This is a genomic window from Stenotrophomonas maltophilia group sp. Smal13 (assembly GCF_030236855.1).
In the GTDB taxonomy this organism is placed as follows: Bacteria; Pseudomonadota; Gammaproteobacteria; order Xanthomonadales; family Xanthomonadaceae; genus Stenotrophomonas; species Stenotrophomonas maltophilia_A.
On the sequence record NZ_JASJSQ010000039.1, the window covers coordinates 12,128 to 27,931 of the forward strand.

The 15,804-nt window shown below is 67.6% G+C and carries 18 protein-coding genes; 8 read left to right on the forward strand and 10 right to left on the reverse strand.

Translation table 11 applies throughout. The annotated features are described in order from the left end of the window. Positions 1-10: 10 nt before the first annotated feature. The 3 genes from QRO95_RS13960 to QRO95_RS13970 all read left to right on the forward strand — a co-directional run bounded on the left by QRO95_RS13960 (position 11) and on the right by QRO95_RS13970 (position 4,318). Positions 11-3,160, forward strand: a complete 3,150-nt coding sequence (locus QRO95_RS13960) for a multidrug efflux RND transporter permease subunit (protein ID WP_285302824.1) — start codon at positions 11-13, stop codon at positions 3,158-3,160. Further along, positions 3,141-3,533, forward strand: coding sequence for a nuclear transport factor 2 family protein (locus tag QRO95_RS13965; RefSeq protein ID WP_049400136.1), 393 nt, complete (start codon positions 3,141-3,143; stop codon positions 3,531-3,533). The genes QRO95_RS13960 and QRO95_RS13965 overlap by 20 nt, the downstream gene beginning before the upstream one ends. A gap of 83 nt (positions 3,534-3,616) precedes the next feature. Beyond that, positions 3,617-4,318 carry a COG3650 family protein gene (locus QRO95_RS13970; RefSeq protein WP_182267737.1) on the forward strand — a complete coding sequence of 234 codons (702 nt, stop codon included), beginning with the start codon at positions 3,617-3,619 and terminating at the stop codon, positions 4,316-4,318. A 47-nt stretch (positions 4,319-4,365) separates the two neighbouring features. Here QRO95_RS13970 and QRO95_RS13975 read toward each other — a convergent pair whose 3' ends face one another. The 6 genes from QRO95_RS13975 to QRO95_RS14000 form a co-directional block, all read right to left on the reverse strand. Beyond that, positions 4,366-4,911, reverse strand: coding sequence for a hypothetical protein (locus QRO95_RS13975; protein WP_285302825.1), 546 nt, complete (start codon positions 4,909-4,911; stop codon positions 4,366-4,368). Next, the gene (yeiP, locus tag QRO95_RS13980) at positions 4,901-5,467 is read right to left on the reverse strand and encodes an elongation factor P-like protein YeiP (protein WP_005409468.1); all 567 of its coding nucleotides are present in this window, start codon (positions 5,465-5,467) and stop codon (positions 4,901-4,903) included. The genes QRO95_RS13975 and yeiP overlap by 11 nt, the downstream gene beginning before the upstream one ends. A 48-nt stretch (positions 5,468-5,515) precedes the next feature. After that, positions 5,516-6,286, reverse strand: coding sequence for an SDR family oxidoreductase (locus QRO95_RS13985; RefSeq protein ID WP_049457458.1), 771 nt, complete (start codon positions 6,284-6,286; stop codon positions 5,516-5,518). A gap of 100 nt (positions 6,287-6,386) precedes the next feature. Further along, positions 6,387-7,283, reverse strand: a complete 897-nt coding sequence (locus QRO95_RS13990; protein WP_049400129.1) for a hydroxymethylglutaryl-CoA lyase — start codon at positions 7,281-7,283, stop codon at positions 6,387-6,389. Further along, positions 7,280-7,681 carry a VOC family protein gene (locus tag QRO95_RS13995; protein WP_049400128.1) on the reverse strand — a complete coding sequence of 134 codons (402 nt, stop codon included), beginning with the start codon at positions 7,679-7,681 and terminating at the stop codon, positions 7,280-7,282. Before QRO95_RS13995 ends, QRO95_RS13990 begins: the two co-directional genes overlap by 4 nt. Before the next feature lie 2 nt (positions 7,682-7,683). Next, the gene (locus tag QRO95_RS14000; RefSeq protein ID WP_032128789.1) at positions 7,684-8,472 is read right to left on the reverse strand and encodes an enoyl-CoA hydratase-related protein; all 789 of its coding nucleotides are present in this window, start codon (positions 8,470-8,472) and stop codon (positions 7,684-7,686) included. Positions 8,473-8,591: 119 nt separating this feature from the next. Here QRO95_RS14000 and QRO95_RS14005 point away from each other — a divergent pair, with 119 nt between their 5' ends. Genes QRO95_RS14005 through QRO95_RS14015 form a run of 3 tightly spaced genes read left to right on the forward strand, consistent with a single transcriptional unit; the run spans position 8,592 to position 10,962 of the window. Continuing rightward, positions 8,592-8,846 carry a FeoA family protein gene (locus tag QRO95_RS14005; protein ID WP_032128790.1) on the forward strand — a complete coding sequence of 85 codons (255 nt, stop codon included), beginning with the start codon at positions 8,592-8,594 and terminating at the stop codon, positions 8,844-8,846. Continuing rightward, positions 8,843-10,708: a ferrous iron transporter B gene (locus QRO95_RS14010; RefSeq protein WP_121503174.1), complete on the forward strand. Its 1,866-nt coding sequence runs from the start codon at positions 8,843-8,845 to the stop codon at positions 10,706-10,708. Before QRO95_RS14005 ends, QRO95_RS14010 begins: the two co-directional genes overlap by 4 nt. After that, complete coding sequence (locus QRO95_RS14015; protein ID WP_071229302.1) at positions 10,708-10,962, forward strand: DUF6587 family protein; 255 nt, start codon at positions 10,708-10,710, stop codon at positions 10,960-10,962. Before QRO95_RS14010 ends, QRO95_RS14015 begins: the two co-directional genes overlap by 1 nt. Before the next feature lie 69 nt (positions 10,963-11,031). Here the strand turns inward: QRO95_RS14015 and QRO95_RS14020 are convergent, their stop codons facing one another. The 4 genes from QRO95_RS14020 to QRO95_RS14035 form a co-directional block, all read right to left on the reverse strand. Beyond that, entirely contained in the window at positions 11,032-11,493 is a 462-nt protein-coding gene (locus tag QRO95_RS14020; RefSeq protein ID WP_164080829.1) for a DUF4304 domain-containing protein, read from the reverse strand. Between the two features lie 116 nt (positions 11,494-11,609). Continuing rightward, complete coding sequence (locus tag QRO95_RS14025) at positions 11,610-12,191, reverse strand: NAD(P)H-dependent oxidoreductase (protein ID WP_121503176.1); 582 nt, start codon at positions 12,189-12,191, stop codon at positions 11,610-11,612. A 55-nt stretch (positions 12,192-12,246) separates the two neighbouring features. Beyond that, positions 12,247-12,642 (reverse strand): MerR family transcriptional regulator, encoded by a 396-nt coding sequence (locus tag QRO95_RS14030; protein WP_032128795.1) that lies wholly within the window; start codon positions 12,640-12,642, stop codon positions 12,247-12,249. 4 nt (positions 12,643-12,646) lie between these two features. Next, positions 12,647-13,426, reverse strand: a complete 780-nt coding sequence (locus QRO95_RS14035; RefSeq protein WP_071229305.1) for a 3-oxoacyl-ACP reductase — start codon at positions 13,424-13,426, stop codon at positions 12,647-12,649. A gap of 120 nt (positions 13,427-13,546) precedes the next feature. Here QRO95_RS14035 and QRO95_RS14040 point away from each other — a divergent pair, with 120 nt between their 5' ends. Beyond that, positions 13,547-14,227: a 4-hydroxy-tetrahydrodipicolinate reductase gene (locus tag QRO95_RS14040; protein WP_032128797.1), complete on the forward strand. Its 681-nt coding sequence runs from the start codon at positions 13,547-13,549 to the stop codon at positions 14,225-14,227. 308 nt (positions 14,228-14,535) lie between these two features. Next, positions 14,536-15,663 carry a glutamine-hydrolyzing carbamoyl-phosphate synthase small subunit gene (carA, locus tag QRO95_RS14045; protein WP_285302826.1) on the forward strand — a complete coding sequence of 376 codons (1,128 nt, stop codon included), beginning with the start codon at positions 14,536-14,538 and terminating at the stop codon, positions 15,661-15,663. Positions 15,664-15,804 lie beyond the last annotated feature (141 nt).

Consider the following 15,804-nt stretch of genomic DNA (forward strand, 5'->3'; position numbering starts at 1 on the left):
AAAATCCAACATGGCACGTTTTTTCATCGATCGCCCGGTGTTCGCCTGGGTGCTGGCGATCTTCATCATCCTGGCCGGCGTACTGGCGATTCCGCGCTTGGCCGTGGAGCGCTATCCGGCGGTCGCGCCGCCCAGCGTCAGCATCTATGCCAGCTACCCGGGTGCCAGCCCGCAGACGCTGAATGATGCGGTGGTCGGCCTGATCGAGCGCGAGCTGTCCAGCGTCAAGCACCTGCTGTACTTCGAATCGTCGGTGGACACCTCCGGCGAAGCCTCGATCACTGCGACCTTCAAGCCTGGTACCAACCCGGAGCTGGCGCAGGTGGACGTGCAGAACCGGATCAAGGCGATCGAGCCGCGCCTGCCGCGCAGCGTGCGCCAGAACGGCCTGTTCGTGGAGGCCGCCGATTCCGGCTTCCTGATGCTGGTCGGCCTGCGTTCGCCGGATGCCAGCGTCAGCGAAGCCGCGCTGGGCGATTTCATGGCGCGCAACATCATCGAAGAGCTGCGCCGCATCGATGGCGTCGGCCGCGTGCAGCTGTTCGGTGCCGAGCAGGCGATGCGGGTGTGGCTGGACCCGACCCGGTTGACCGGCTACGGCCTGACCATGGGTGATGTGGCCACCGCCATCGAGCAGCAGAACCTGGAGATCTCGCCCGGACGCATCGGTGATTCGCCGGGTGTTCCAGGCCAGCGCATCACCGTGCCGCTCAGCGCCGATGGGCAGCTGTCCACGCCGGAGCAGTTCGCAGCCATCGTGCTGCGCGCCGGGGCCGACGGTTCACGGCTGGTGCTGGGCGATGTCGCCCGCGTCGAACTGGGCGCGCAGAGCTATGCGTGGGGCACCCGCGAGGATGGCCACCCAGCGACCGCCGCCGGGGTGCAGTTGCGTCCTGGCGCGAACGCAGTGCGCACCGCGTCGGCGGTCCGTGAGCGCATGGCCGAACTGGCGCCGCTGCTGCCGCGCGGCGTGGAGTCGAGCATTCCGTTCGACACCGCACCGTTCGTGAAGATCTCGATCCAGAAGGTGGTGCAGACGCTGCTGGAGGCCATGCTGCTGGTGTTCGCGGTGATGTACCTGTTCCTGCAGAACTGGCGCTACACGCTGATTCCGGCGCTGGTCGCACCGATCGCGCTGCTCGGCACCTTCGCGGTGATGCTGGCGCTGGGCTTCTCGATCAACGTGCTGACCATGTTCGGCATGGTGCTGGCGATCGGCATCATCGTCGACGACGCCATCGTGGTGGTCGAGGGCGTGGAACGGATCATGGCCGAGGAAGGACTGCCGCCGCGCGAGGCCACCATCAAGGCGATGCGCGAGCTGACCGGTGCGGTGATCGGCATCACCCTGGTGCTGACCGCCGTGTTCATTCCGATGGCGTTGGCCAGCGGCTCGGTGGGCGCGATCTACCGCCAGTTCACCGTGGCGATGGCGGTGTCGATCCTGTTCTCGGCGCTGCTGGCATTGAGCCTGACGCCGGCGCTGTGCGCGACCCTGCTGCGCCCGAATACCCATGGACACCATGGTCGTGGCGGGCTGTTCGGTGCCTTCAATCGTGGCTTCGAGAAGATGACCGGGCGCTACCAGCGTGGCGTGGCCTCGGTGCTGCAGCGCAGTGGGCGGGTGATGGGCGTGTTCGCCGCACTGGTGGTGGCGCTGCTGCTGGGACTGCACTGGTTGCCGGGTGCGTTCCTGCCGGAAGAAGACCAGGGCTATTTCATGACATCGATCCAGCTGCCTGCCGAAGCCACCGCCGAGCGCACGCTGGCCGTGGTCGAAGCCTACGAGCGGCATGTGGCGTCACGCCCGGGCATCGGCTCCAACCAGTCGATCCTTGGCTACAGCTTCTCTGGCTCCGGTCCCAGCGCGGCGCTGACCTACACCATGCTCAAGGACTGGGGCGAGCGCGCCGGTGCCACCGCGGCCGGCGAGGTGGAGGCCGCGCAGAAGGCGATGTCCACGATTGCCGAGGGCGAGGTGATGAGCGTGATGCCGCCGGCGATTGACAGCCTGGGCCGTTCGTCCGGCTTCTCGCTCGCCCTGCAGGCGCGTACCGGGCAGAGCCAGGCTGAACTGCGCGCCGCCCTGCAGCAGCTGCTGAAGCTGGCCGAGGCCAGCCCGCTGCTGTCCGAGGTGCATGCCGATGGCCTGCCGGCCGGCACCAGCGTGCGGCTGGACATCGACCGGGCCAAGGCCGAGGCGATGGGCGTTGGCTTCGAACACATCAGCAGCACGCTGTCGGCTGCGATGGGCTCGCAGTACGTCAATGACTTCCCCAACAAGGGCCGGTTGCAGCAGGTGATCCTGCAGGCAGACGCCTCGCACCGGATGGAACTGGAGGACGTGCTGAAGCTGTACGTGCGGAACAGCGAGGGCGGCATGGTGGCGCTGTCCGAACTGGTGACCCCGCACTGGACCGAGGCGCCGCTGCAGCTGCAGCGCTATCTCGGCTTCCCGGCGCTGAATCTGTCCGGCGCCCCGGCCTCCGGCGTGTCGACTGGCCAGGCGATGGCGGAGATGGAGCGGTTGGCGGAGAAGCTGCCGTCCGGCTTCGCCCTGCAATGGACCAGCCAGTCGCTGCAGGAGCGCGAATCCGGTGCGCAGGCGCCGTGGCTTTTGCTGCTCTCGATGCTGGTGGTGTTCCTGGTGCTGGCGGCGCTGTACGAGAGCTGGTCGATTCCGCTGGCGGTGATGCTGGTGGTGCCCTTGGGGCTGCTCGGTGCGGTCGCGGCCGTGTTGTTGCGCGGCATGCCCAACGACGTGTTCTTCAAGGTCGGCATGATCACGGTGATCGGGCTGTCGGCGAAGAACGCGATCCTCATCGTCGAGTTCGCACGCCAGCTGCAGCAACAGGGCCGTGGCCTGGTGGAAGCGGCCTTGGAGGCGGCACGGCTGCGCCTGCGGCCGATCGTGATGACCTCGCTGGCGTTTGCGCTGGGCGTGGTGCCGCTGATGCTGGCGCAGGGCGCATCGAAGGAAACCCAGCAGGCGATCGGAACCGGCGTGTTCGGCGGCATGGTCAGTGCGACCGTGCTGGCGGTGTTCTTCGTGCCGGTCTTCTATGTAGTAGTGCAGGGCGCGCGGCAGTGGATCGCGCAACGCCTGCGCAGGCGCCGGCCGATGCCGGAAGGATCCGTGGATGGAACGGGACATCGTTGAAGACCTGCATGAGCGGCAGCTGGCAGCGCTGGAACAGCGCCTGCGGCAGGCATTGCTGGATGACGACCACGATGCGCTGACCGCGCTGGTATCGCCGGCCTTGTTCATGATGGATGGGCAGGGCGGGCGCATGCTCGATCTGCCCTGGCTGGGCGACTGGCTGGCCGGGAACCTGCGGGTGAGCAGCCTGCAATCGTACGCGGTGGAAACGCTGCTGTGCGGACGCCTGGCATTGTTGTCCAGTGACGTGCGCTTGTCGGTGCGCGGGCAGGGCCAGGAGCGCGAGCTGAAACTGCGCCTGCTGCGGGTCTGGACCTGCAGTTCCGGCGGCAGCGGTGCGCAGTTGTTGTCGATGGCGGTGCTGGCTGCATGAGCGCGGTCAGGCCGCTTTCAGGCCCCGCTCACCGGCAGGTGGTAGGGTCGAAGATCTCTGTAGTGTCGACAAGGAGTCGAGCCATGCGTGTAGTCCCCAGTCTGTTGGCAGCCTCCCTCGGGTTGGTCCTGGCCGCGTGCCAGCCGGCACAGCCACCCGCTGCGGGCGGCACTGATGCCGCGCCGCCGGCCGCGCCCGAACCGGCTGCCAGCACCGGCGCCGGTACCGGCAGCGAGACCATGTACCGGTGTGGTGATCTGAACGTGCGCGCGACCTTCAATGGCGAGGATGCGGCGACGGTAGTGATCGGCGAACGTACCTTCGCCATGACTTCCGAGCGTGCGGCGTCGGGCGCGAAGTATGGCGATGGCCAGGGCAACAGCTTCTGGACCAAGGGCAGCGATGACGGCCTGTTGAGCCTGAAGGGCGAAGCCGATCGCGAGTGCCATGCGGTCGAAGCCACCGAAGGCGATGGCAGCGCCGGCAATGCCGCGTTCCGTGCCACCGGCAACGAACCGGGGTGGCTCGCGGTCGTAGATGGCGACACGCCAGGCCTGCAGGTGGAAGTCGATTACGGTGAGCGCCGCTTCGACGTGGCCAAACCCACCGAAGGCGCTGACGGCTGGAGCGGCAAGGCGTCCGACGGTACTGACGTCAAGCTCAGCTTCCAGCGCACCACCTGCCAGGACGACATGAGTGGCGAGGCGTTCGAGGCCAGGGTGAACCTGACCATCGGCACCCGCCAGTATCACGGCTGCGGCAACTTCGGCGCGAAGCAGCCGTAAGCCATCTGTAGAGCCGAGCCCACGCTCGGCTCTACATCATCGAGGGGTCAGCCCCCGCAGGGCTTCAGGTCGAGATCGAAGTCCAGGTCATAGCGGCCGTTGATCCCGATCAGCGCTGCGCGGACAGCGCAGTCACCGCGATGACGCGCGACCAGATCGGTGAAGTTCTTCTCGCGGCCTTCGCAGTATTTGGCGCTGGCCTCTTCCAGTTCACGGCGACGCTCGTCGTCGTACGGCTCTTCGCCGGCGAAATGCTGGCAGGTGTTCTCGCGCGCGAGGAAGGCCTGCACGTCGGCCGGCATCGCGCAGTAGATGCGCACGTCGTCGACGTCGTACACATCGCCTGGGACCGGACAGCCAGCGGCTGCACGTGCCTTGTCCAGCGCTTCATCGCCCGAGGGCAGGTCGGTAGCGGGCTCGGCTTCGGCGGTAGCCTCCACGGCGGCTGGTGCCTCCACCGCAGGTGCGGCCGTCACCGCCGGTCCGGCCGGCGTGGCCTTCGGCGTAGCGTCGGCAGCATTGTCCGCTGCCTGCGGCGAACATGCCGCAAGCAGGGACAGGCAACCGATCAGCGCAAGGCGCTTAGTCGGCACGGCCAGCGAATTCGCCGGTGGCGGTATTCACCAGCACGCGCTCGCCGTTGACGATGTACTCCGGCACCATGATTTCGATGCCGGTGTTGAGCTTGGCCGGCTTCGGGCGCTTGGTGGCGGTGCCGCCCTTCAGTTCCGGCGGCGTCTCGATCACTTCCAGCACCACCGAGGCTGGCAGCTGGATCGCCACCGGCTGCTCGTCGATCACCTGCACGTAGATGCCGGTCAGGCCGTCGGTGATGTAGCCGGCGTCGTCGCCGATCACGTCCGCGTCCAGGGTGTACGGGGTGTAGTCCTCGTCATCGAGGAACACGAACGCATCGCCGTCCTTGTACGAATAGGTGGACTGGCGGCGCAGCAGTTCGACTTCGACCAGGTTGTCGTCGGCATCGAAGCTGGCGTCGAGCTTGTTGCCGCCCGGCACGCTGTACATGATGAAGCGGAAGCGGACGTTGCCGCCGCGACCCTGCGGCGAGCTGCGCTCGATGTCGCGGATCTGGTACACGCCGTTGTTGTACTCGACGACGTTGCCCTTCTTGATGTCGTTGGCTTTCATGGTGATCTAGGTCGTTGGGGGAGGGCGCCGTCCCGGCGCCCGGGGGAATCACTTCGGAGCGAGGCGGGTAGCGCCGTCCAGGCGGATGGTCTCGCCATTGAGGTAGGTGTTGCCGAGGATGAAGCCAACCAGGCTGGCGAAGTCTTCCGGCTTGCCCAGGCGCGACGGGAACGGAATCGAGGCGGCCAGCGACTGCTGCACGGCCTCGGGCATGCCGTCCACCATCGGCGTCCAGAACACGCCTGGAGCAATCGTATTGACGCGGATGCCGAAGCGCGACAGTTCGCGCGCCATCGGCAGCGTCATCGACACCACGCCACCCTTGCTGGCGGCATACGCGGCCTGGCCGATCTGGCCTTCGTAGGCGGCGATGCTGGCGGTGTTGATGATCACGCCGCGCTCGCCATCGGTACCGGCCTCGTTGTGCTGCATGCGGTTGGCCGCGGCCTTGGCCACGTTGAAGCTACCGACCAGGTTGACCATCACCGTGCCCTGGAAGCCGGCCAGCGGCATCGGCCCTTCTTTGCCCAGCACGCGGCCGGCGCCGAGGATGCCGGCGCAGTTCATCGCCACGTTCAGGCCGCCGAGGAAATCGTGGGCCTGGTCGATGGCTGCCGAAACGGCCGCTTCATCGCTGACGTTGACGTTGAAATAGCGGGCCTTGTCGGCACCCAGCCCGGCAACGGCGGCTGCACCCTTGTCGTCGTTGAGGTCGAACAGGGCCACCTTGCCGCCCTGGGCGACGAGGTGCTGGGCCACGGCCAGGCCGAGGCCGGAGACGCCGCCAGTGATCACGGCACGTACGGAAGACAGCTGCATTGAACGGTCCTGCAGGTTCGAGAACCGCCGATTCTAACGGAAGCCGTGACCGCCGCTGTTGTGCACTGCGCCGCCGGTGCAGGGCGGCGAAGTGCAGCGGTCAGCCGGCGGCGGCCAGTGCCTGGCCGGTGCGGCTGGCAGTGGCGCGGCCGAGCAGACCGGCCAGCCAGCGGCCGGTCTCGGCCAGTGCCGGCAGGTCCACGCCGCTGTCCAGGCCCAGGCCCTGCAGCAGGTAGACCACATCCTCGCTGGCGACGTTGCCGCTGGCGCCCTTGGCATACGGGCAGCCACCGGCGCCGGACACCGCGCTGTCGACCACGCGCACGCCTTCTTCCAGGCAGGTGGCGATGTTGGCGATGGCCTGGCCATAGGTGTCGTGGAAGTGCACGGCCAGTGCGGCCATCGGAATCTCGGCGGCAACCGCCTGCAGCATCGCCCGGGCCTTGCGCGGGGTGCCGACGCCGATGGTGTCGCCCAGCGAGATTTCGTAACAGCCCATCTGGTGCAGGGCACGCGCCACCCGCACCACGTCGGCCAGTGGTACCTCGCCCTGGTAAGGGCAGCCGAGTACGGTGGACACGTAACCGCGCACGCGCACGCCATCGGCGGCGGCGCGGCGCAGGATCGGCTCGAACCGGGCCAGCGATTCGTCGATGCCGGCATTGGTGTTGGTGCGGTTGAACGCCTCCGAAGCGGCGGTGAACACCGCCACTTCCTCCACGCCCACCGCACGGGCGCGGTCGTAGCCCTGTTCGTTCGGTACCAGCACCGGGTAGTGGATGCCGGCCCGGCGCTGGATGCCGGCGTAGACCTCGGCGGCATCGGCCAGCTGCGGGATCCACTTCGGGCTGACGAAGCTGGTCGCCTCGATGCTGCGCAGGCCGGTGGCCGACAGGCGGTTGATCAGTTCGATCTTGTCGGCGGTGGACACCGACTGCTTTTCGTTCTGCAGACCGTCACGCGGGCCGACCTCGACGATGCGGACGTAGTCGCTCATGCGGCCACCTCGTCGGCAGGGCGGTGGCATACCGCCTCGATGTTGTTGCCATCCGGGTCGAGTACGAAGGCGCCGTAGTAGTCGGGGTGGTACCACGGGCGCAGGCCCGGCGCGCCGTTGTCGCGGCCACCGGCGGCGAGGGCGGCGGCATGGAAGGCGTCCACCTGGGCGCGGCTGGCGCAGGCGAAGGCCACGTGCACACCGTGGCTGGCGGTGCCGCCATTGCCGAGCCAGAAGAACGGCTTGCCCTCGCTGCCGAAGCCGATGTGGTCGTGCGCGCCGGTCTGTTCGGCGGTGACTTCCATCACCACGCCGATCTGCAGCGGCGCCAGCGCCTGCAGGAAGAAGGTCTTGCTGCGCGCCAGGTCGGCGCTGGTCAAACCAAGATGATCGAGCATGTTCAGGCTTCCGTGACCCAGTGGGGCGCGCGCTTGTCGAGGAAGGCGCCCAGGCCTTCCTGGCCCTCGGCGGACACCCGCAGGCGCGCGATCAGGGCGGCATTATCGCGATCCAGGGCATCGCGGTCATGGCTGTCACGCACCTGCCGCACCAGCTGCTTGGCGCTGGAAGAAGCGATCGGGCCGGCCTTGTCGAGCAGGGCCAGCTGGCGTTGCACGGCCTCGTCCAGGCGTTCCGGCTCGACCAGCTGGTGGACCAGGCCGATGCGCAGTGCGGTATCGGCATCGAAGTGCTCGCCGGTGGCGAACCAGCGACGGGCCTGGCGCGGGCCGATGGCCTCGATCACGTAGGGCGAGATCACCGCCGGCAGCAGACCGAGGCGGCTTTCGGTCAGGCCGAAGCGGGCCGCGGTGCTGGCGATGGCGATGTCGCAGCAGGCGACCAGGCCGACGCCGCCACCGAAGGCCGCGCCGTGGACCCGGGCCAGGGTTGGCTTGGGCAGCTCGTCCAGGGTGCGCATCAGCCGCGCCAGGGCCAGCGAGTCCTCGCGGTTGTCGGCCTCGCTGGCGGCGGCCATGCCACGCATCCACTGCATGTCGGCGCCGGCCGAGAAGGAGGCGCCGTGGCCGGCCACCACTACCGCGCGCACCGCGTCGTCGCGTCCGGCGGCTTCGAGGGCGGCGGTCAGCCGCGCTATCAAGCCGGCGTCAAAGGCATTGTGCAGCTCGGGCCGGTTCAGCCAGAGGGTGAGGACGGCGCCGCTGCGCTCGATCTGCAAAGCATCGTTCATGGGATTCCAGGGTCACTCCATACCTGTATGGATCATAGCGGGCCATTGGTCATGGGCCATGACGCGACGCGGGAATGTTAGAATCGAGAACCATTTACATCCAGCAGAGAATGCGCTAGATGACGCTGTCCGAACTGCCGCTGCACGCCTCGGCCGTGGTCGAGTCCGTGCAGGACCTCCATGCCAACGATGCCATCGCCCGTCGCCTGCGCGAGCTGGGTTTCGTGAAGGGCGAGGAAGTGCGCCTGGTGGCCAAGGGCCCGGTCGGTGGCGAGCCGCTGCTGGTGCAGGTCGGGTTTACCCGGTTTGCGCTGCGTATCAGTGAAGCCAAGCGCGTCGTGGTCGACGCCAACCGCCAGGAGCGTCGCGCATGACCGCTGCAACTTCTACCGCGCCCCTGCGCATTGCGCTGGTCGGTAACCCCAACAGTGGCAAGACCGCGCTGTTCAACCAGCTGACCGGCAGCCGGCAGAAGGTTGCCAACTACACCGGCGTCACCGTCGAGCGCAAGGAAGGCCGCCTGCGCGCGCCGTCCGGCCGCGAGTTCGCCGTACTCGATCTGCCAGGTGCCTACAGCCTGCACCCGGCCAGCCTGGACGAGGCGATCACCCGTGACCTGTGCCGGGGCTTCTACCCGGGCGAGGCTGCACCGGACGTGCTGCTGTGCGTGATCGACGCCACCAACCTGCGTCTGCACCTGCGCTTCGCGCTGGAACTGCGCGAGCTGGGCAAGCCGATGGTGGTTGCGCTGAACATGGTCGATGCGGCCCAGCGCCGTGGCATCCAGGTGGACGTGGCCGCGCTGGAGCGCGAGCTGGGCGTGCCGGTGGTGGAAACCGTGGCGGTGCGCAAGCAGGGCGCCAAGGCCCTGGTCGAGCGCCTCGATGCGATGGTGCCGCACCTGGATGCGCCGGTGCCGGGCCCGGAAGGTGGCATCGACTACCACGCCAAGGTGCGCGAGATCCTGTCGGTGGCCGTGCGCATGCCGGCACGGACCGCCAAAGTCGACGACGCGCTGGACCGCTGGCTGCTGCACCCGGTGTTCGGCCTGATCAGCCTGGCGGTGGTGATGTTCCTGATCTTCCAGGCGGTGTATGCCTGGGCGACACCGTTGATGGACGGCATCGAGGCCGGTTTCGCCTGGCTTGGTGCGTTTGTTGGCAGCGTGCTGCCGGAAGGCCCGCTGGCCAGCCTGCTGACTGACGGCATCATCGCCGGTGTGGGTGGCGTGGTGGTGTTCCTGCCGCAGATCCTGATCCTGTTCTTCTTCATCCTGGTGCTGGAGGAATCCGGCTACCTGCCGCGTGCGGCGTTCCTGCTCGACCGCATGATGGCCGCCGCCGGCCTGTCCGGCCGCTCGTTCATCCCGCTGCTGTCCAGCTTCGCCTGCGCGGTGCCGGGCATCATGTCCACGCGCAGCATCCAGGACCCGCGTGACCGCCTGGCCACGATCCTGGTCGCGCCGCTGATGACCTGCTCGGCACGCCTGCCGGTGTATGCGCTGCTGATTGGCGCGTTCATCCCGCAGAAGACGGTGTGGGGCCTGTTCAACCAGCAGGGCCTGGTGCTGTTCGGCCTGTATGCGGCCGGCATTCTCAGTGCACTGGCGATGTCGTGGATCATGAAGAAGTGGCGCCGCGACAAGAGCGAGCACCCGCTGATGCTGGAGCTGCCGTCGTACCGCCTGCCGCACGTGCGCGACCTGGCGGTGGGCCTGTACGAGCGCGGCATGATCTTCCTCAAGCGTGTCGGCGGCATCATCCTGGCGCTGACCATCCTGCTGTGGGTGCTGCTGTCGTTCCCGGCGGCTCCGGCCGGCGCCACCATGCCGGCCATCGATTACAGCTATGCGGGCCAGATCGGCCATGCGATGGCGGTGTTCTTCGCGCCGCTGGGCTTCAACTGGCAGATCTGCATTGCGCTGATTCCGGGCCTGGCCGCGCGCGAAGTGGCGGTGTCCTCGCTGGCGACCGTGTACGCGCTGTCCGCAGCCGATGACGATGCCGCCAGCCAGGCACTGACCCCGCTGATCAGCGACGGCTGGTCGCTGGCCACCGCGCTGTCGCTGCTGGTCTGGTACATCTACGCCCCGATGTGCATCTCGACGCTGGCCACCATCAAGCGCGAGACCAATTCGTGGAAGACGATGGCCTTCTCGGCGTTCTACCTGTTTGCTGCGGCCTACGTGGCGGCGCTGATCACCTACCAGGTGACCAAGGCGCTGGGAGGCGGCTGATGGATACCGGCCTGCTGATCCAGTACCTGATCATCGCGGTGGCCGTACTGGTCAGTGCCTGGGTGGTGTTGAAGAAGCAGTTCCCCGGCACCGTGCGCAAGCTGCGTGGCGCGCTGGCGCTGGCCCTGCTGAAGCCGGGCCGCGCTGCCTGGCTGCAGGCGCTGGGGCGGAAGATCGCACCGCCGGTGAGCGGAGGCGGTGGCGCCTGTGGCGGTTGCGACAGCTGCGGGCCGACGCCGCCCAAACAGCACTGAATGTGTCCTGGTAGGTGCGAACCTTGGTTCGCACACTCCTGGAGTCCATCCACGCATGGCGTGGATCTACTAGACCTCTCTGCGGATGAGCGCGCGGAAGTTCCCGTCCTGATTCAATCGCCGCACCGACTCCCGGTTTCCATGGGTTGCCGCGAAGCCCGCCACGTCGGCAAGGGCACCGAGCAGCAGGCATTTCATCCCGTCGCGATTGCCGGCCTCCAGCAGATCATCCAGATCCTGCTGGATGAAAGCCCGGCGCAGGCCGGGCGTCTCTTCGATCCGCCAGTCGACATGGGGTGTGGGAATGCTGGAGCGGTACCGGAAAGCCGTTTCAAGATCGTCAGGCGCAAGGGGATGCTCGAGCAGTTCTGGAAAGTAGAGCCCAGCATTCACATAGAAGCCCCGGCTTTCGCTGGCGCGCTGGTGATTGACGACAAGCAGGGCGGCATCCAGCAAGCGGTAGCGGGTCGTCGACGTGCCGGAAAAGCCGGTCTTCCTGGCGCACTTGCTGAAGACAGTCGAGGATTTCATGGGCTTTGCCTGGGCCGAAAGAGGGGCCCTCAGCCTTGAGGCACGGTGCCTGGCGGTCAATTGGCAAACGCGACACATGGAACGTGGCCGGCATTTCATCCGCGCATGGCGTGGATCTACCTGGCGCGTGAACCCAGCTCTGCTGCCAACGCCAGCCACTTGCTGCGTTGTGCTGGGGTACTGCTGCGCACCGCACCGAGACGGCTGACCCGCACAGGGCGGATGCCGCAGAATTCCAGGAGGGGGGCGCGGATCTGGGTGATGCCCGGGTCGCGGTAGATCCAGCGGTAGTACCAGGGCGGCGTATCCAGCGTGGTGATCACCCGCGCGCTGCGCCCGGCCAGCAGCCGGTCCCACCACACCGAATCGCGCCGGTAGCGGAAGGCGTACCCCGGCAACAGCACGCGATCGAAGAAGCCCTTCAGCAGCGCCGGCATCGCACCCCACCAGGTGGGATAGACCAGCACCAGGTGATCGCAGGCCTCGATCGCTTCCGCCGCGTCCTGCAGGTCGGCTTCCAGCGGCTGGATCTGGCGGTAGCCATGCCGCAGCACCGGATCGAACTCGAGTTCACCCAATGCGATCAGGCGCACCCGGTGGCCGGCATTCTCGGCGGCGGTGGCGTAGCGCTGGGCGAGGGCGCCGCACAGGCTGTCGCGGTCGGGATGGCCGAGCAGGATCAGGATGGAACGGGACACGGCAACCTCGGGCAATGGAAAGTGCGCGAGGCTGCGGTCTGCCCCAAGGGCAGAGTCAAGCCTGGGTCGTGCAGCCGCTGGGTTCCAGCACGCAGTCATTGCTGCCGGAGAGCAGCCACTGCTGCAGTTCGTCGCTGACCTGCTGCAGGTCGAGCTCGACCTGCGCCAGCCGTGCCCGCTCGCTGGCAATGCGGCTGCGCTGCTGCTCAAGCAGGGTCAGCACTGCCTGCCAGTCGAGCCGCCCGTCGCGGCCCTGCAGGCGCGAGATTGCCGCCAGCGTGATACCCAGCCCCAGCGCCTGGCGGATCAGCTGCACCCAGGCCACGTCCTGTTCGCTGTAGTCGCGGTAGCGGTTCAGTCGTGGCACCGGCGGCAGCAGGCCGCGCGCCTCGTACAGTCGGATGGCCTTGGCGCTGGCACCGGTCAGGCGGCTGACCTCGGAGATGCGCATCGGCTCAGTCCCGCACCAATCCGCCATCCACCACCAGGTTCTGGCCGGTCACCGCGCGTGACCACGGGCTGGCGAAGAACAGCGCGGCATCGGCGAATTCGGCCGGGGTGGTGACGCTGCGCAGCGGGGTGTTGGCGGCGATGTAGTCGAACACCGCTTCGGGCGTGGCGGAACTGGCATCGGTGGTGCGCAGCAGGCCGCCGGACAGCATGTTGACGGTGATGCCGTGCGGGCCGAGGTCGCCGGCCAGTGTGCGGGTCAGCGACAGCAGTGCGGCCTTGGCGGCGGTGTAGTCGTGGTAGGGCACCACCGGGTTCTGGAACAGGTTGGTGCCGATGTTGATCACACGGCCGAAGCGGCGGGCCTGCATACCGGGCAGGGCGGCCTGCACGGTGTTCAGTGCGCCACGCACGCTGCCCTCGAACTGCGCCTGGAAGGCCGGCCAACCGATTTCCGCGGCGCCGTCGCGGGCATCGCCATTGAACGAGAAAGCGGCCAGCGCGTTGTTGACCACGGTGGTGACACCTTGGCCGAAGTGGGCCAGCGCGTGCTGCAGCATCGCATCGACCTGGGCGCGGTCGGTGACGTCGGCCGGCAGCGCGATCGCCTGTCCGCCCAGCTCAGTGGCCAGCGTACGTGCGGCGGCTTCGCTGCGGTGGTAGTTGATGATGACGCGGGCGCCCTGGGCGGCGAAGGCGCGGGCAATGTGCTTGCCAAGGCCGCGGCCGGCGCCAGTGACCAGCACCAGCTGTTCGCTGATCTGCATGAAGGAGCTGCCATCCATTGCATGAAAGGGCATGCAGCGTAGCAGCGATGGCGCTTGCCGGAGCGGGCGTGCTGCCGCTAGCCTGCAGGCATGAACCAGACTCCCCTGCGATTGCTCATTCACGGTGCCTCCGGGCGCATGGGCCAGGCCCTGCTGCGGCTGGCCGCCGAACATCCCGAAACCCTGCAGATCGTGGCTGCGGTAACCGGCCGTGCGCCGACCCAGCGCGTGGTCGACGGCGTGCCGTTCTTCGGCGCCAGCGAACTGCCTGGCGCGCCGGTGTTCGATGTGGCGATCGACTTCAGCCTGCCGGAGGGCTTCGACCCGATGCTGGCGCTATGCGTGGAGCGGGGTGCGGGCCTGGTCTCGGGCACTACTGGCATCTCCAGCACACAGCGGCAGGCGCTGGAGGCCGCGGCGGCGTCCATCCCGCTGGTCTGGGCGTCGAATTTCAGCCTGGGCGTGGCGGTACTGGATGAGCTGGTCGAGCGCGCGGCGCAGGCGCTGGCCGGCTGGGACTGCGACATCGTCGAATCGCACCACACGCAGAAGAAGGACGCGCCGTCGGGTACCGCGCTGACCCTGGGCGCGGCCGCGCAGCGGGGTGGGGCGGAGCCGCATTACGCCAGCCTGCGTGCCGGTGACATCGTCGGCGAGCATCTGGTGCAGTTCACCGGCCTGGGTGAGCGCATCGAGCTGGTGCACCGGGCCACCAACCGCGACATCTTCGCCCGCGGCGCCCTGTTTGCCGCCCGCCAGCTGCAGGGCCGCGCCCCGGGTAGCTACCGGGTGCGGGACCTGCTGGACGGCCCCCGGTAACGGTCCAGGCCGATGGTAGATGCCAACCTTGGTTGGCAGGCTTTCCGGGAAGCGCCAACCAAGGTTGGCGTCTACCAGGGTCATGGCGGCCCGCATACGCCGCCGGATTGAAATGAATGCGCAATCGCCTGTTCATGAAGTGCGATAACCGCTGGCGCGAGCGCCCCGGCAGCGCTACAATTCGCACTCGCCGAATCACGAAAGCCGGACCGGTCCCAGACCGCACGTCCGCGCTTTTTTGCAACCGGATTTCCGTGAAGCGCAGGCGTGACTTCGGCAGCCCCCTCGGTAGCCAAAGTGAGATTCCCGTGACCCAAGCCGCAATCCTCGTCCTCGAAGACGGCACCGTATTCGAGGGCGAATCCGTAGGCGCGCCCGGCCTGTCCGTCGGTGAGGTGGTGTTCAACACCGCCATGACCGGCTACCAGGAAGTGCTGACCGACCCGTCCTACGCCCGGCAGATGGTCACGCTGACCTATCCGCATATCGGTAACACCGGCATGACCGACCAGGACAATGAAGCGTCCAAGGTGTGGTCGGCCGGCCTGATCGTGCGCGATGTTCCCCGCCGTCCCAGCAACTGGCGCAGCCAGGTGTCGCTGCAGGACTGGCTGATCCAGCGCGGCGTGGTCGCCATCGCCGGCATCGACACCCGCAAGCTGACCCGCATCCTGCGCGAGAACGGCGCGCAGAACGGTGCGCTGATGGCCGGTGACATCGACGTGGAAAAGGCACTGGAAGCCGCCCGCAAGTTCCCGGGGCTGAAGGGCATGGATCTGGCCAAGGTCGTCACTACCGAGAAGACCTACACCTGGACCGAGGGCCAGCTGGACCTGGATGCCAACGCCTTCGTCAGCGTGCCGGCCAAGTACAAGGTCGTGGCCTACGATTTCGGCGTGAAGACCAACATCCTGCGCATGCTGGCCGAGCGTGGCTGCGAAGTGACCGTGGTGCCGGCACAGACCCCGGCCGCCGAAGTGCTGGCGCTGAAGCCGGATGGCGTGTTCCTGTCCAACGGCCCGGGTGACCCGGAACCGTGCGACTACGCCATCGAAGCGATCAAAACCTTCATCGACGTGAAGATCCCAACCTTCGGCATCTGCCTGGGCCACCAGCTGCTGGGCCTGGCCTCGGGCGCGCAGACCATGAAGATGGGCCACGGCCACCACGGTGCCAACCACCCGGTGCAGGACCTGGACAGCGGCCGGGTGATGATCACCTCGCAGAACCACGGCTTCGCAATCGATGAAGCGACCCTGCCGGCCACCCTGCGCGTGACCCACCGCTCGCTGTTCGACGGCACCAACCAGGGCGTGGCCCGCACCGACGTGCCGGCGTTCTCGTTCCAGGGCCACCCGGAAGCGTCGCCCGGCCCGACCGATGTCGGCCCGCTGTTCGACCGCTTCGTGGTGCTGATGGAGCAGGCCAAGGCGTGATCAGTACGCCGCCGGCCCCCCGGTGGCGTCGCGATGGACCGTAAACCCCGCAACGCTGCTGCCGCTGGCGCGGCGCTGCGGATCAAGATTCCTGATCGACAGCGTGCGATCACCCCCCTTGTCACGCTGTACTGACTTAGA

What these genes read in the sequence shown, in the direction of transcription:
- QRO95_RS14030 (WP_032128795.1), bottom strand. Translation starts at nt 12,642, where the DNA reads ATGCGCATCTCCGAGGTCAGCCGCCTGACCGGTGCCAGCGCCAAGGCC.
- QRO95_RS13970 (WP_182267737.1), top strand. Translation starts at nt 3,617, where the DNA reads ATGCGTGTAGTCCCCAGTCTGTTGGCAGCCTCCCTCGGGTTGGTCCTG.
- yeiP (WP_005409468.1), bottom strand. Translation starts at nt 5,467, where the DNA reads ATGAAAGCCAACGACATCAAGAAGGGCAACGTCGTCGAGTACAACAAC.
- QRO95_RS14035 (WP_071229305.1), bottom strand. Translation starts at nt 13,426, where the DNA reads ATGGATGGCAGCTCCTTCATGCAGATCAGCGAACAGCTGGTGCTGGTC.
- QRO95_RS13985 (WP_049457458.1), bottom strand. Translation starts at nt 6,286, where the DNA reads ATGCAGCTGTCTTCCGTACGTGCCGTGATCACTGGCGGCGTCTCCGGC.
- QRO95_RS13990 (WP_049400129.1), bottom strand. Translation starts at nt 7,283, where the DNA reads ATGAGCGACTACGTCCGCATCGTCGAGGTCGGCCCGCGTGACGGTCTG.
- QRO95_RS14005 (WP_032128790.1), top strand. Translation starts at nt 8,592, where the DNA reads ATGACGCTGTCCGAACTGCCGCTGCACGCCTCGGCCGTGGTCGAGTCC.
- QRO95_RS13965 (WP_049400136.1), top strand. Translation starts at nt 3,141, where the DNA reads ATGGAACGGGACATCGTTGAAGACCTGCATGAGCGGCAGCTGGCAGCG.
- QRO95_RS14040 (WP_032128797.1), top strand. Translation starts at nt 13,547, where the DNA reads ATGGGCCAGGCCCTGCTGCGGCTGGCCGCCGAACATCCCGAAACCCTG.
- QRO95_RS14015 (WP_071229302.1), top strand. Translation starts at nt 10,708, where the DNA reads ATGGATACCGGCCTGCTGATCCAGTACCTGATCATCGCGGTGGCCGTA.
- QRO95_RS14020 (WP_164080829.1), bottom strand. Translation starts at nt 11,493, where the DNA reads ATGAAATCCTCGACTGTCTTCAGCAAGTGCGCCAGGAAGACCGGCTTT.
- QRO95_RS13960 (WP_285302824.1), top strand. Translation starts at nt 11, where the DNA reads ATGGCACGTTTTTTCATCGATCGCCCGGTGTTCGCCTGGGTGCTGGCG.
- QRO95_RS14010 (WP_121503174.1), top strand. Translation starts at nt 8,843, where the DNA reads ATGACCGCTGCAACTTCTACCGCGCCCCTGCGCATTGCGCTGGTCGGT.
- QRO95_RS13995 (WP_049400128.1), bottom strand. Translation starts at nt 7,681, where the DNA reads ATGCTCGATCATCTTGGTTTGACCAGCGCCGACCTGGCGCGCAGCAAG.
- QRO95_RS14000 (WP_032128789.1), bottom strand. Translation starts at nt 8,472, where the DNA reads ATGAACGATGCTTTGCAGATCGAGCGCAGCGGCGCCGTCCTCACCCTC.